A 14,378-nucleotide genomic window follows, 5' to 3' on the forward strand; every position below is an offset into this window, starting at 1 on the left:
CGCCGCCGTTTCGGCCATCCTTTTTGTAGTACCGCGCCGCAGTAGCGCTCATGACCGACACGAACGACCGACTGGGACGGTTCCTCCTCGTCGCCGGCGGCACGCTCGTCACGCTGGTGGCGGCCTGGCTGCTGTTCGTCGAGTTCGCGGCGGACCTCGCGGATCTGCTCGGGATCCTGCTCGTGTTTGCGTTCGCGGCCGGCGCCGTCCGGATGCTGGCCAACGTCGCCGGGAGCCAGTTCCCGGCGTACAACGTCGCGGAGGTCGGCGTCGAGGGGCCGATCACCCGCGACGGCGGCGGCAACGCCCCCATCCCGAGCGGCCCGGTGGGCGCGACCGCAGACGAGATCGCCGACCAGATCGATCGGGCCGACGACGATCCTGCGGTCGACGCGCTGCTCGTCAAGCTCAACACCCCCGGCGGCGAGGTGGTCCCGAGCGAGGACATCCGCAACGCCGCCGAACGGTTCGACGGCCCCACCGTCGCCTACGCGACCGACGTGTGTGCGAGCGGCGGCTACTGGATCGCGTCGGGCTGTGACGAGATCTGGGCACGCGAGCCGTCGATCGTCGGCTCGATCGGCGTGATCGGCTCCCGCCCGAACGTCGCCGACCTCGCCGACCGACTGGGGGTCAGCTACGAGCAGTTCACCGCCGGCGAGTACAAGGACGCCGGCACGCCGCTGAAGGAGATCGACGACGAGGAACGGAAGTATCTTCAGAGCCTGATCGACGGGCTGTACGACCGCTTCGTCGACCGCGTCGCCGAGGGCCGGGAGCTGAGCGAAGGGGAGATCCGGGACACCGAGGCCCGGATCTACCTGGGGACCGAGGCAGCCGAGATGGGGCTGATCGACGAGATCGGCACCCGCGAGGACGTCACCGACAGCCTCGAAACGGAACTCGGTCAGGAGGTCGCCGTCCGGGAGTTCGAACCCCAGCGCGGCCCGCTCGCCCGCGTGGGAATGGGTGCACGTTCGGTCGCGTACGCCTTCGGCGCCGGGCTCGCCAGCCGCGTCACCGGCGAGGACGGGGGGCTCGACTTCCGGTTCCGGGCGTGAGCGTGCCCGCCCCGATCGAGCGTTCGTGTGATCTTGTGGGGCCGACCCGAAGCTTAACGTCGCGGCGCCCCTCGCTCCGCCCGTGAGCACGCTGGTCCTCTGTGTGGACCGCTCGAACGACGTCGGCGCCAAGACGGGCGCGGCGATGCCCGTCGCCGGCTGGGAGGCGGTGCGCTCGCTCGTGACCGACGTGGGGCTCGCCGACCCCGAGGACGCGAGCGTCAACTGCCTGCTCGAAGCCCTCCGTGTCACGCGCGATCTGACCGACAGCGGCGACGACGCGACCGTCGCGGTGGTCTCCGGCGGCGCCGACTCGCGGGTGAACGCCGACCGCGCGATCGCCCGACAGATCGACGAGTTGATCGAGCGCTACGACCCCGACTCATCGATCGTCGTCGTCGACAGCGCCGAGGACGAGCGCGTGGTCCCCATCGTCGAGTCCCGTGTGGGCGTCGACAGCGTCGACCGCGTCGTCGTCCGGCAGGCCCGCGACATCGAGTCGACGTACTACCTGCTCAAGCAGTTCCTCGGTGACGAGGAGATGCGCCAGACTGTGCTGGTGCCGCTGGGCGTTGCCCTTCTCGTACTGCCCGCGCTCGCGATCCAGTTCTCGCCCCAGATCGCGATGGCCGGGCTGGCCTCGCTGCTCGGCGCGGTGCTGCTGTACAAGGGGCTCGCGATCGACGATCGGCTGGAGAACACGCCCGAACAGGTGCGCGAGGCGCTGTACTCCGGGCAGGTCTCCGTCGTCACGTACGCCGTCGGCGCCGGGCTGGCGCTGGTCGGGGCGTTCTTCGGCGGGCTCTCAGCGACCGAGGCCGGCACCGAACCCGTCCTGATCCAGTCCGTGCTGTTCGTCTACGACGCGGTGCCGTGGCTGGCACTGGCGGCACTGACGGCCTCCGCGGGCCGGCTGATCGACGAACGCATCCGCGACGACGGGCTCTCCTCCCCGGTGTTGAACCTCCCCTTTGGCGTCGTCGCGGTCGGGCTGGTGATCCGTGGCTTCGCGGGCTACTTCCTCGAACAGCAGGCGGACATCCCCCACCTGACGCTGTCAGTGTGGACCGTCGAGATCACGTTCCAGCCGGGCCAGCGCCTGCTGGGGTTCATCGTCGCCGGCATCGTCGTCTCGCTGATCGGCGTCCGGGTGGCGTCACGGGTCACCGACGAAGTCGAGGAGGAGAGCGTTACCGAGGACGAGACCGTCGAGCAGTCCTAGAACTGGCCCGCGCTACCGGAGGCGTTCGACCCCTCCTGCTTCGGTCGGATCACGTCCGCCAGCGCGACGACGGCGCCGAGCAGCCAGCCCAGCGGCACGGCGATCCCGAACCACATCGCGACGTACGCCGGTCCCTCCAGCGCGAAGCGGCTCCGGATGATCTCGTTCAGCCCGCCCACGGTGAGCACGTTGTCGAGGATCCAGATCGCGAGGTTGGTGCTGCCCGTGAGCACGCCCGCCAGCGCCGGCGAGTACAGCGCGGCGACGACCGGCGGGAGAAACAGCGCGGTCGTCGCGGCGGGGTAGGCGAACAGGACGCTCGTCAGGCGTCCGCCACGGCGGGAGAACACGACCGCGAGCCCCGCGGAGACGGTCGCGACCCCGCCCGCGGCGGCGACGGCGATCAGCCCGCTCGTCGAGAACTGCCGGACCCACGCGCCCACGGTCAACAGCCCCCACGCCACCGCGGCGACGAGGACGACGCCGACGATCCCCAGTCGGGTGGTCGCGGAGTCGAGCTTGCCGGCGTAGTACCGCGTCGCGAAGCCGAGCAGGAGGAGGGGGTAGCCGATCATCACGAGCGGGATCCCCAGCGCGGCCCAGGCGTAGTAGGCGGCCTTCTGGCCGCCGGTTTCGGGCTCCCAGCGGCCGAGCACGCTACTGGGGTCGAGCTGTCGGGGGAACACCAGCTCCATCCACGTCGCGTGGAGGCGGGCGACGTCGATGCGGATGGCGTCGATCAGTCCGGTTCGCTGCCCTTGCATTGAGCGAGAAGAGCAGTCCCGCCGAGGTGAAAGTTGCGGTGCGGCCGACGGGCGTCAGACGACAGTTCTCCGACAGTTCAGCGGTGCCACGGGCCGAAATCCGGGTCGACCATCCGCCGGCTCTCCGCCAGCTCGTCGATCGCTTCGAGCTCGCCGTCGTTGAGCTGGAGCGAGAGCGACGCCCAGTTGTCGTGGAGGTGGGCCTCGCTGGATGCCTTCGGGATCGCGGTGACTCCCTGCTCGCGGAGCCACGCGAGGCTCACTCGCGCCTCGCTGACGCCGTGGGAACCCGCGATGTCGCTGATGACCTCGTTGCCGAACACCTCGCCACGGGCCAGCGGGGAGTACGCGACGGGCTCGATGTCGTGCTCCTTCGTGGTCTCGCGGACCGCCTCCTGCTGGAGTAGCGGATGGCACTCGAACTGGTGGGCGAATATCTCGTGGTCGGCCGCCGCCTGTGCCGCCTCGATCTGGTCGGGCTCGAAGTTGGAGATGCCGATGCGGTCGGTGACCCCCTCCTCGACCAGCTCGTCGAACGCGCGGAACGTCTCCGCGGGGTCGTACGCCTCCGCCGGCCAGTGGACGTACAACAGGTCGACGGCGTCGACGCCGAGGTTGTCGACGGCGTCGTAGGCAGCGTCGATCGCGTCGTCGTACCCCAGATCCGAGTTCCAGATCTTCGTCGCGAGGAAGACGTCCTCCCGGTAGACGTCGCTGCGGGCGATCCCGTCACCCACCAGATGTTCGTTGCCGTACGCCTGTGCGGTGTCGACGTGGCGGTACCCCATCTCCAGCGCGGTCGCGACCGCCTCGGGACAGGTCTGCTCGTCGGTCAGCTCCCACGTCCCCATGCCGAGCATCGGCATGCCGCTTGCGCGCGGGCAGTCCTCGGCCGTCGCGATCTCGTCGCCGGTCGGTGTCTCGCTCATGTACGCAGATAGTGGCTCCTGCGAGGAAAAGCCGTTGCGGCCGGGGCAGTCGAGCGGTCGCGGCAGGTCGCGCGCCGAGATCGGTACACACGACGACGCCATGGGCTCTGAAACTGCGGTACGACGGCCACAGTCGGTCGCGCGCCGTCGTCTATTCCGCCTACTCGGAGAGCCGTTCGCGTGCGAACTTCGCGAGCAGCGGCACGTCGCTCAGGTGGAGTAGCTTCCGCATCGCCCCGACGTCGCCGGCGTTGACCTTCGCCAGCGTCTCCTCCTCGGTCTCGTTCAGGTCGGCCATCAGCGTGTCGTACCGGGAGTTCGGCGCGAGATACAGCAGTTCGGTCATGAGCAGGCGCTCGCGGGCCCGCGGGGCGACCTCGCTGTGCCAGAGCTTGTTGTACACCGCCATCGCCGACGCCGACGTGTCGGGGTCCTCGGGCGTGAGACAGCGGTCGGCGGTCGTCGCCGCCGCGCGGCCGGACTGCATCCCCTTGTGGATCCCTTCGCCCCAAAGCGGGTCGATGGTGGGGACGGTGTCGCCGATCGCCATGAAGCTGTCAGTGCTGAGCTCGCCCGGGGTCTGGATGTGGGCCGAGCCGCGGTGGACCTTCCCTTCGATGCGCTTGGCGTCCTCGAAACGGGGGTCGGTGTCGAGCCAGTACTGGAGGTAGTCGTCGATCCCCATCCCCTCCTTGCCGTGACGCTGGTGGCTGTCGTTCTGGATGTAGCAGATCCCGACCTTGGCCTCGTCGCCGCCGGTGTGGAAGATCCACGAGTAGCCGCCGGGTGCGAGATCGTGGTCGAGTCGGAGCATCATCGAGTCGGTCAGGTCGGCGTAGTCGGGGTGGTCGATCTCGACGCCTTCGAGCTCGTACTCGACGCCGATGGCCTGCTTCCCGCGTTTGAGGTCGCTGACGCCCAGATCCTTCGCCAGCGGCGCGGCGGGGCCGGTGGCGTCGACGAGGATGTCGGCGTACACCTCCTCGTCGCCGTTGTAGCGAACGCCCACGGGCTTGCCGTCCTCTTTGATGGGTCGAGAGACGCGGGCGTCGAACCACACCTCCGCACCCTTCTCGCGGGCGTCCTCGACCATCCACTGCTTGAACTCGGCGAACTCCAGTACAGCGCCGGGCTGATTCTGGACGTAGTGACGGTTCGGCGACTCCAGTACCACGTCGTCGGTGTAGTTCATCACCACGTCGTCGGGGACGCCGAAGGCAGCCATCATCGACGGGAACGTGCCGGCGGTCGACTTGTTGCTCTGACGCGGGAACTCGTCCTCCGACTCCAGTTCGAGGAGGACGACGTCGTAGCCTCGCTGGGCGAGGTCGCGGGCACACTGTGCGCCCGCGGGTCCGGCCCCGGCGATGACCACGTCAAAACGGTCGGACATGAACACACGAAACGCCGTGTCCGTAATGAGTGTTGCTAACTCCGCAGCCAACGCTGCGAATCCGTGGCGTACGCCGGCAGTTCCCACCGGCTCGGATGGAGCGGAACGACCGGAATCGGCCCGCCGTGATCTCCCGTACGGGCTCGGTCCCGACTGAGTCACGGCTTCGCTACCGAAACACCCGCAGGCTTGCTCCCATCCGTGTTTTGTTACCCCACTGTCCCGTCTGGGGAGCTGGATGCAACTGTTCGGCCGACAGGTCGGGGGGATCTGGCGACGCGCGGCCAGTCTCGGCTGGCCCGTCGCCGTCCAGCACACGTTCACGACGCTGATGCGGACCGTCGACATCATCGTCACCGGCCTGTTCTCCCCTGCGGCCGTCGCTGCCGTGGGGTTGGCCGACCTCTACGCCCAACTCCCGCTTCGGGTTGGCCTGGGCCTGGGTGCGGGCGCGATCACGCTGTCGAGTCAGGACACCGGGCGCGACGCCGAAGTGAGCCGGGACCGCGCCATCACGCTGGCGCTTGTCATCGGCGGGCTCTGCGGGCTCCCACTCGTCGCGGTGGGGCTGTTCTACGCCCGACCGCTCATCGCGCTCTTGGGTGCGGAACGGGAAGTCGCCCGACTCGGCGGCCTCTATCTCACGCTCGTCTTCGGCGTCGCCCCCATGCGAATCGTCGGCCTCGTCGGCGCGCGAGCGCTCCAGGGCGCCGGCGACACACGAACGCCGATGGTGCTCAACGGCGGCGTCAACCTCGTCAACGCCGTGTTGACGGTCGCTCTCGGTCTCGGCCTCTGGCAGTTCCCGCGGATGGGTATCGTCGGCGTCGGTCTGGCCACGGCCATCAGCCGGACGATCGAGGCGGGCCTCGTCGCGGCGGCGATCGCGACGCCCCGGACCGCGCTCTCGTTGGAGCCGACGTGGGACACGACCGTCGCGCGGCAGGTGGTTAGAGTCAGCCTGCCGTCGTTCGCGGAGGGGATGAGCAGCTCGCTCGCGAACTTCCCGTTCAACTCCCTGCTGTTGCTGTTCGGGACGGAGGCCAACGCCGCCTACCACATCGGCCGACGGGTGTACCAGCAACTCACCGGCCCGCTCTACCGGTCGGCCAGCACCGTCACCAGCATCGTCGTCGGCCAAGCGCTCGGCGAGGGGGAGGCGGTCGAGGCCCGACGGAACGCCGTCTCGCTGCTCGTCCTCAGTTTCGCGCTACTGACGGCGGCGGGGATCGCGATGTTCGCCGGCGCCGAGCGCATCGTCGCCGTGTTCACGAACGACCCCGCCACGAGGGGGTACGCGGTGGCGTTCACACGCGTCTTCGCCGTGTCGATGCCGTTCTTCGGGGTGTTCTTCCCGCTCGCAGGGGCGCTCCGGGGCGCCGGCGACACCCGGACGCCGTTCTACGCCCGACTCGTCGGCACGTTCGTCTTCCTGCTCGGTGCCTCGTACCTGCTCGCCATCCCGCTCGGCTACGGCTTGGTCGGCGTCTACGTCGGGATGGTGCTGACGTACGTCTGCTGGGCAGGTATCGTTAGCGCCGGCTTCTACTGGGGCGGCTGGGCCGACACTGCGGCGTCGATGATCGCCGAGCGAGAAGAAGCGGGCGGAACGGAGACCGAGTAGCCGGGGACGACCTCAGTAGAACTCGCGGACGAGATCCGTCGCGTTCTCGGGTGCGCCGTCGGGGATCTCGGTCATGTCCTCGGTGACGCCGTGGGCCTCGTGGTAGGGGACGGACTCCTCGTCCTGGTAGAGGATCCCTTGGTACTCGCCGTCGGGGTCCATGATGCGATCCTTGGCCTCGTCGAAGTCGCTGGGGTCGTGGTCGGTCTCCGCGAGGTCCGTGAGGTTGTCGCGGAAGTAGTCGTACGTGTCCGTGTCGTTGAACGTGACACACGGCGAGAACACGTTGACGAACCCGAACCCATCGTGCTCGATGGCCTCCTGCACCAGTTCGGCGTGGCGCTGGGCGTCCGAGGCGAACGACTGGGCGATGAACGTCCCGCCAGCCGAGAGCGCGAGCGCGAGGGGGTTGACCGGCGGCTGCTTCGGCCCTTCGGGCGTCGTCGCCGTCTCGAAGTCCTCACGCGAGGTCGGCGAGGCCTGCCCCTTGGTGAGACCGTAGATGCGGTTGTCCATCACGACGTAGCTCATGTCGACGTTCCGGCGCACCGCGTGAACGAAGTGACCGGCGCCGATCGAGTAGCCGTCGCCGTCGCCGCCCGCGACCATCACTTCGAGGTCGGGGTTGGCCATCTTCACGCCCGTCCCGACGGGTAGCGCGCGGCCGTGGACGCCGTGAAGCGCGTAGCTGTGCATGTACGTGCCGATCTTGCCCGAACAGCCGATACCGGCGACGACGAACGTGTTGTCGGGGTCGTTCCCCGTGTTCGCCAGCGCCTTCATCATGCCGTTCATCGTCCCGAAGTCGCCGCAGCCGGGACACCAGGTGGGCTGCTTGTCAGATTTGAAGTCGATGAATCGAACGTCGCTGCTCATTGGAGCACCTCCGTGATCTCGTCGGCGAGCTCGTCCGCTCTGAACCCGACCCCGTTGTACTTGTTCACTCGATCCACGCGCTGGAGCGTGTCGTGCTCCAGCACGTCCGCGAACTGCCCGGTCGCGTTACACTCGACGACGACGACCTGCTCGGCGGCCTCGAACGCCTCGGAGAGGTCCGGCCGCGGGAACAGGTACGGCACCGAGAGGAACCGGAACTCGGGGTCGTCCTCGCCCATCAGGTCCATCGCCTCGACGATGGTCCCCTCGTTCGACCCCCACGAGACGACGAGGTTGTCGGCGTCGGCGTTGCCGAACTCCCGCGGAGTCCAGTCCTCGCGCTCTCGGGCGGTCTCGACTTTCCGCTGGCGTTTGTCGACCTGCTCGACGCGGATCTCCGTGTCCTCGGTCCGCCGGCCGAGCTCGTTGTGTTCGAGCCCGGTGGACATGTGGGCGCCGTCGGTCGTGCCCGGCTTCGCGCGCGGGCTGATGCCGTCCTCGGTGGCGGCGTGGGCCCGGAAGCGCCCCTCGTCGTCGAGCCACTCGTCGATCTCGTCCTCGTCGACGAGCTTCCCGCGGTCGATCTCGACCTCGTCCATGTCGAACGCCTCGGGCGGGAACGTCTGCTCGGTGACCGCCATCTCGAGGTCAGACACCAGGTAGACGGGCGTCTGGTACTTCTCGGCGTAGTTGAACGCCTCGACGGTCTTCCAGAAACACTCCGAGATGGTGGTCGGCGCGATCACGAACCGCGGGATCTCGCCGTGGCCGCCGAACAGCGTCATGTCGAGGTCGCCCTGCTCCTGCTTGGTCGGCATCCCCGTCGAGGGGCCCGAGCGCATCACGTCACAGATCACCAGCGGCGTCTCGCTCTGGGCCACCAGCCCGAACGTCTCGGACATCAGGTCGATCCCGGGGCCGGAGGTGGCGGTCATCGACCGTGCGCCCGCGCGGGCCGCGCCCAGCGCCATGTTGATCGCCGAGAGCTCGTCCTCGGCCTGCACGACGTGGCCGCCGTAGTGCTCGAGGCGCCCGGTCAGGTACTCCATCACGTCGGTCGCCGGCGTGATCGGGTAGCCCGAGTAGAACCGGCAGCCGGCCGCGATGGCCCCCATCCCGATCGCCTCGTCGCCGTTGATCAGGACGTAGTCCTCGTCGGTGGTTTCCAGTTCGTACTCGAACTCGGCGCTCTCGGTCGCGTAGTTGTCGCCGACGTACTCCGCGCCGAGCTCGGCGGCGGTCTTGTTGTTCTCGACGATCGACTGGCCCTTGTCGCTGAAGCGCTTCTCCAGCGAGGAGGCCAGATGCTCGATCGGGAAGTCCGTGACCTCGCAGGCGGCCCCCAGCGCGACGATGTTGCGCATGATGGCGCCGCCGGCCTCCTCCGCCAGCGACTTGAGGGGGACGTCCATCCCCACCATCTCGTCGGGGATCTCGAGGTCCTGCATCGACGTGCGCTCGCCGTCGTAGATGATCACCGACCCCTCGTGGAGTTCGTCGATGTTCTCGTCGACGGTGCGCTGGGTCAGCGCGATCAGCACGTCGAGGCGGTCGACCGTACTCTCCACCGGGTCGATGGCGGTTCGAACCTTGTACGCCGTGTACCCACCCCGGATACGTGAAGCGAAGTCTTTCGAGGTGAACACGTGTCGCCCGGCCCGGGAGAGCGCTCTCGCGAAGATCTTCCCGGTGGAGTCGATGCCATCGCCGGCCTCCCCGCCGATGGCCCAGTTGAAGTCCGCAGGCATGCTGGCACGAACTACCAACGGCCCGCGCAAAAACCTTCTGAAGCGTCCGGTCACTCGGTCAGTTTCGACCGTGTAAGACACGGCGAAACCGACCGTTCGTTCCCCAACTCCGGCGCCCGCGAAGGAAAGCGGCTTTAGCGCGGCGGCGAAAGTCGCGGTATGAACGCGACTGTCGTCGGCCGCGAGTCGGTCGGCCCGAACACGTTCACGCTCACGTTCGACACGCCCGAGGGGTTCGAGGGGCTCGCCGGCCAGTTCGTTCGACTCTCCGGTGAGATCGACGACGAGGAGTACGCCCGCTTCTACACGCTCTCCTCGCCGGGCATCGGCGAGACGTTCGAGATCACTGTCGAGGTTGCCCCGGAGAGCGGCCCGTTCAGCGACTATCTCGCGGCGCTCGAGTCGGGCAACGAGGTCGAAGTCACCGGCCCGTTCGGCGACGACTACTACGAGGGCGAACGGCGAGCGGTCGTTCTCGCGGGCGGGCCGGGGATCGGCGCCGCAGTCGCGATCGCCGAGGCCGCAGTCGAGAACGACGCCGAGGCCGCGGTCGTGTACCGCTACGACGGCGAGCCGGCCCACGAGGAGCGCCTCGACGCGCTCGTCGACGCCGGCGCGGACGTGACGCTGCTGGGCGAGGACGCCGACGCCGCCGCCTTCGAGCGTGCGGTGGGTTCGGTCGTGACCGGCGCGGACGAGGAGGGCGTGTTCGTCTACGGGTTCGCCGAGTTCGTCGAGTCGGCGACCGACGCGATCGAAGCTGCGGGCGGCGACGCGGAGGGGGCGAAAGTCGAGAACTTCGGGTAGGCCGGTCACGGCGACGACTGCCGGCGCGAGGCGTCCACCGCCACCGCGACCGCACCGCCGCCGTGGTGGGGCGCACACTCCCGTCGGAGACGTGTCTCGCCCGGACCGAACCAAAGTATTCACTATCGGGCGTCTACAAGCCGGGTGTATGGAGAACGACGACGCCCTTTCTCGCCGCTCGTTCATTCGCGCGGGCACCGCCGGCGCCGCCGCGTCGATGGCGGCCGGGACCGCGGCGGCACAGGAGGGAACCGAGACCGCGACGCCGAACGGGACCGCGACCGGGACTGACACCGGTACCTCAACGGGTACCGACGGCGGCACCGCGACCGGCACCGAGGGCGGCGGTGGCGGTGGTGGGGGCGGCGGCGGTACCACCCACACCGTCGACATGACCGACCAGTTGGTGTTCGACCCGGCAGATATCAAGATCGAGGTCGGAGACACCGTCGTCTGGGAGAACGTCGGGACGGTCGGCCACAGCGTGACGGCTTACGAGGACAACATTCCGGACGGAGCCGACTACTGGGCCTCGGGCGGGTTCGACGCCGAGCAGCCCGCGCGGGACGCCTACCCCGAACAGGGAGACATCCCCGGCGGCGAGAGCTACCAGTACACCTTCGAGACGCTTGGTACGCACGAGTACTTCTGTATCCCCCACGAGGGGGTCGGCATGGTCGGGTCAGTCGAAGTCGTCGAGAGTATCGAGACGCCGGCGCCGACCGGACCCGCGGTGCCCGACAGCGCGAAGACGCTGGGTGTCGGCGCCGCCTTCGCGATGGTCGCGACGCTGCTGATCGCGTACTTCTTCCTCCAGTTCGGCGGCGACAGCCCCGGACACGAGGACGAGGAGTAGGCTAGAACAGTCCGCTTCTCTCCCGGATCGCTTCGTAGCAGTCCACGTACGTCTCGACCACAGCGTCGTGACCGAACCGCTCGAACAGTTCGTTGTACTCCCGGCGTGGGACGTTCCCGGCCGCGGTGATCACCTCGGCCATCTCCTCGGGGCTGGTGACCCGGCGGCCGCGGTCGACGCCCTCGACCAGTTCGTGGGCGCTGGAGTCGGCCTGGTACTCGACAACGCCAAGACAGCCACACGCGAGCGCGCGGAGGAGTTCGGTCGCGAACGGCTCCACGCCCGCAGTCTGGGCGAACACGTGGGCGCCCTTGTAGATGCTCACGCGCTCGCGCTCGGGCAGCGCGCCAGTGAAGGTGACCCGGTCGTCGATGCGGAGCTCCCGCGCGGCGGTCTCGACGGCCTCGCGCTCGGGGCCGTCGCCGACGATCGCCGCCGACCAGTCCCGCCGCCGGCGCTCCGCGAGCGCGAGCAGGAGCGTCCCGACGTTGGCGTGTTCGTCCAGCCGGCGGGCGTACACCACGTCGAAGCGGTCGTCGGCTGGCGTTTCACGGATCATCTCGAGGTCGATGCTCTCCGGCACGACCCGAACCGAGCCGTCCTCGGCGCCGTGCTCCCTGACCCGCGTGCGGATCAGCTCCGAGGGGACGGTGACGAGGTCGCCCGCGCTCGCGGCCCGCGTCTGGCTCCCCGGTTCGGTCGCGCCGTCGCCGAACCAGTCGACGAGCACGGGCGTCCGGAGCATCGTCCCGATTTTCTCGGCGACGGCGACGTGTCGCGGCGGCCCGTGGACCGCGTGGATGGCATCGGCGCCCGCGCGCCACAGCGCGGTCGGGAGTTTCGCCGCGAACGCCCCAGTCGCGGGCTCTCTGGTCACTCGCCGGTACTCGATCCCCTCGTGTTCGAACGTCGGCACGGCGTCGCCGCCCCACCACTGCGCACAGAGGTACGTTACCTCGTGTCCGCGATCGGCGAGCAGGCGGGCGGTCCGGCGCGCTCGCTCCAGCCCCCGACGCTCGACGCTGTGGGCGGTCTCCATGGAGACGAACGCGACGTGCACGGCGTGAGGTTGCTTCCCGGGGGGTAAAAACAGCCCCGACTCGTTTTGGCCCGGCGGCGTTCGGCACCGATACCTAAGTAAGGGGCGAACGGCTATTGTCGTCAATGGCAAACCTATCCACCGAGGACGATCAACGGTACGCGAAGCAACTGTTCATCCTCATCGTAGCGTGGCTGGTACTGGTGATTGGTGCAGGTGTGCTGATGATCTTCTTCCTCTGAGCGCGGGCACGGCACGGCGCGACGGGTGAACTCTCCCGGCGCGACGGGCGAACGGTCCCAGCGCTACGGTTGGTCGAGGAGTTTGTCGCCGAGAGACGGCGGTCTCGGCAGAAACGTCGCCGTATCGGTTTACAGCACGATTACCGCGGAGTGTCTGTACTGGAGCACGGAGGCTCCGGCAGGAACTTCGCCGTGTCGGTCAGAGCATCCCTTCGGCTTCCAGCCCCTCCAGCACGTCCTCGACGAGAGAGTCGACGTCGCTGTAGGGGAACTCCTGCTGCCCGCCGAGCTTGGCGGCCAGCTCCATCGCGGTGAACGACACGTCGCCGGCCTCGAACCGCGTGCTCGGTCCCTCGGGGAGCGCGGGCACGAGGTCCATCTGACTGTCGACCGGGAAGTCGGCGCCCTCGAAGGCGTCGGTGAGCTGTGCGCGGAGTTCGCGTTCGGTTTCCTCGTCGACCATACTCCCCAATGCCGCCGAACGCCGGATAAGCGTTTCCGAAACGCGGGAGAACCTCCCGTGGGTTCCCTCGGCGGGGAGAACCCCCGACGATTGGCCGGAACCGCCCCGCTTTAGACGGTTCGGCCGGTGCTACGGGGTATGGCGTTCGACTTCGACTTCGACCTGCTGAAGGAGCTAACCGAGGAACGGGGCGTCCCCGGCTACGAGGACCGCGTGCGCGATCTGGTGCGCGAGGAACTCGAAACGAGCACCGACGACGTCCGCACCGACGCGATGGGCAACGTCGTGGGCACGATTGAGGGCGACGCCGACTACTCCGTCGCCGTCGCCGCCCACATGGACGAGATCGGTTTCATGGTCAAGCACGTCACCGACGACGGCTTCCTCAAGATCGACGCGCTCGGCGGCTGGGACGCGCGTGTGCTGCGCGCCCAGCGCGTGACCGTCCACGGCGAGGAGGACGTGACCGGCGTGTTCGGCTCCGTCCCACCGCACACGCTCGACGAGGAGCCCGACGGCGAGGAGGAAGTCGGCGACCGCGTCGTCGACCTCGGCCGCGACGCCGAGGAAGTGAAAGAGCTCGTGAGCGTCGGCGACCTCGTCACGATGGATCAGACGACGGTGCAGATGGGCGACTCGGTCACGGGGAAGGCGCTCGACGACCGCGTCTGCCTGTTCGCGATGCTCGAAGCCGCCCGGGAGATCGAGAACCCCGACGCGACGATCCACTTCTGTGCCACGGTGCAGGAGGAGGTCGGGCTCCGCGGCGCGACCGCCCTCGGCGTCGACGTCGATCCGGACCTCGCGATCGCGCTCGACGTGACGATCGCGAGCGACATCCCCGGCGTCAGCGCGGACAAGCACGTCACGACGCTCGGCGACGGTGCCGCGATCAAGCTGAAGGACAGCTCCGTCATCACGACGCCGAAAGTCCACAAGCGCCTCCGCTCGGTTGCCGAGGACGAGGAGATCGACCACCAGATCGAGGTGCTCCCCTCCGGCGGCACCGACACGGCGGGGTTCCAGAACACCAACGGCGCCAAACCCGTCGGCGCGATCTCGATCCCGACACGCTACCTCCACACGGTCACCGAGACCGCCAACGGCGACGACATCCGCGCCACGATCGACCTGCTGACAGCGTTCCTCGAGAGCGAGGACGGCGAGCACGACTACTCGCTGTAACCGACCACGTCGACGAGAGTCGGAGACTCTCGTCTGCCATCGAGGGACTCCGTCCCTCGGGCGACCGGAAGCCGTCGGCTTCCGGTGACGTTGTCAGAAGCGGAGCTTCTGACTGCCAGTCGCACGTAGTCCGACGACGGCGCACGAGCCACTGCGCGCTCCGTCGCGC

The 14,378-nt window shown here is 68.6% G+C and carries 13 protein-coding genes; 6 read left to right on the forward strand and 7 right to left on the reverse strand.

Annotated features, from left to right (window positions below; translation table 11 throughout):
* The first annotated feature begins 50 nt into the window (after window positions 1-50).
* Both sppA and BN1959_RS05160 read left to right on the forward strand, forming a co-directional pair.
* On the forward strand, window positions 51-1,061 hold the full coding sequence (gene sppA, locus BN1959_RS05155; protein ID WP_053947629.1) for a signal peptide peptidase SppA: 1,011 nt from the start codon (window positions 51-53) through the stop codon (window positions 1,059-1,061).
* Window positions 1,062-1,143: 82 nt separating this feature from the next.
* On the forward strand, window positions 1,144-2,283 hold the full coding sequence (locus BN1959_RS05160; protein WP_053947630.1) for a DUF373 family protein: 1,140 nt from the start codon (window positions 1,144-1,146) through the stop codon (window positions 2,281-2,283).
* Here the strand turns inward: BN1959_RS05160 and BN1959_RS05165 are convergent.
* The 3 genes from BN1959_RS05165 to BN1959_RS05175 all read right to left on the reverse strand — a co-directional run bounded on the left by BN1959_RS05165 (window position 2,280) and on the right by BN1959_RS05175 (window position 5,369).
* Window positions 2,280-3,023, reverse strand: coding sequence for a hypothetical protein (locus BN1959_RS05165; protein ID WP_053949323.1), 744 nt, complete (start codon window positions 3,021-3,023; stop codon window positions 2,280-2,282). The two genes, BN1959_RS05160 and BN1959_RS05165, sit on opposite strands and share 4 nt — an antisense overlap.
* Before the next feature lie 101 nt (window positions 3,024-3,124).
* Window positions 3,125-3,976 (reverse strand): aldo/keto reductase, encoded by an 852-nt coding sequence (locus BN1959_RS05170; RefSeq protein ID WP_053947631.1) that lies wholly within the window; start codon window positions 3,974-3,976, stop codon window positions 3,125-3,127.
* Between the two features lie 160 nt (window positions 3,977-4,136).
* Window positions 4,137-5,369: a digeranylgeranylglycerophospholipid reductase gene (locus BN1959_RS05175; RefSeq protein WP_053947632.1), complete on the reverse strand. Its 1,233-nt coding sequence runs from the start codon at window positions 5,367-5,369 to the stop codon at window positions 4,137-4,139.
* A 238-nt stretch (window positions 5,370-5,607) separates the two neighbouring features.
* On the opposite strand from BN1959_RS05175, the gene BN1959_RS05180 reads away from it, so the two are divergent.
* Complete coding sequence (locus BN1959_RS05180; protein ID WP_053947633.1) at window positions 5,608-6,993, forward strand: MATE family efflux transporter; 1,386 nt, start codon at window positions 5,608-5,610, stop codon at window positions 6,991-6,993.
* A gap of 12 nt (window positions 6,994-7,005) precedes the next feature.
* Here the strand turns inward: BN1959_RS05180 and BN1959_RS05185 are convergent, their stop codons facing one another.
* Together BN1959_RS05185 and BN1959_RS05190 are read right to left on the reverse strand one after the other, a co-directional pair.
* Window positions 7,006-7,869: a 2-oxoacid:ferredoxin oxidoreductase subunit beta gene (locus BN1959_RS05185; protein ID WP_053947634.1), complete on the reverse strand. Its 864-nt coding sequence runs from the start codon at window positions 7,867-7,869 to the stop codon at window positions 7,006-7,008.
* Complete coding sequence (locus BN1959_RS05190) at window positions 7,866-9,617, reverse strand: 2-oxoacid:acceptor oxidoreductase subunit alpha (RefSeq protein ID WP_053947635.1); 1,752 nt, start codon at window positions 9,615-9,617, stop codon at window positions 7,866-7,868. The genes BN1959_RS05185 and BN1959_RS05190 overlap by 4 nt, the downstream gene beginning before the upstream one ends.
* A gap of 159 nt (window positions 9,618-9,776) precedes the next feature.
* Between BN1959_RS05190 and BN1959_RS05195 the strand changes: the two genes are divergently transcribed.
* Window positions 9,777-10,424 (forward strand): FAD-dependent oxidoreductase, encoded by a 648-nt coding sequence (locus tag BN1959_RS05195; protein ID WP_053947636.1) that lies wholly within the window; start codon window positions 9,777-9,779, stop codon window positions 10,422-10,424.
* A 148-nt stretch (window positions 10,425-10,572) separates the two neighbouring features.
* The gene (locus tag BN1959_RS05200) at window positions 10,573-11,280 is read left to right on the forward strand and encodes a plastocyanin/azurin family copper-binding protein (protein ID WP_053947637.1); all 708 of its coding nucleotides are present in this window, start codon (window positions 10,573-10,575) and stop codon (window positions 11,278-11,280) included.
* 1 nt (window position 11,281) lies between these two features.
* Here the strand turns inward: BN1959_RS05200 and BN1959_RS05205 are convergent, their stop codons facing one another.
* Window positions 11,282-12,340, reverse strand: coding sequence for a glycosyltransferase (locus tag BN1959_RS05205; RefSeq protein WP_053947638.1), 1,059 nt, complete (start codon window positions 12,338-12,340; stop codon window positions 11,282-11,284).
* Window positions 12,341-12,760: 420 nt separating this feature from the next.
* Window positions 12,761-13,024 carry an MTH865 family protein gene (locus BN1959_RS05210; RefSeq protein ID WP_053947639.1) on the reverse strand — a complete coding sequence of 88 codons (264 nt, stop codon included), beginning with the start codon at window positions 13,022-13,024 and terminating at the stop codon, window positions 12,761-12,763.
* 138 nt (window positions 13,025-13,162) lie between these two features.
* Here BN1959_RS05210 and BN1959_RS05215 point away from each other — a divergent pair, with 138 nt between their 5' ends.
* Complete coding sequence (locus BN1959_RS05215; protein WP_053947640.1) at window positions 13,163-14,209, forward strand: M42 family metallopeptidase; 1,047 nt, start codon at window positions 13,163-13,165, stop codon at window positions 14,207-14,209.
* Window positions 14,210-14,378 lie beyond the last annotated feature (169 nt).

Source organism: Halolamina sediminis, assembly GCF_001282785.1.
Lineage (GTDB): Archaea > Halobacteriota > Halobacteria > Halobacteriales > Haloferacaceae > Halolamina > Halolamina sediminis.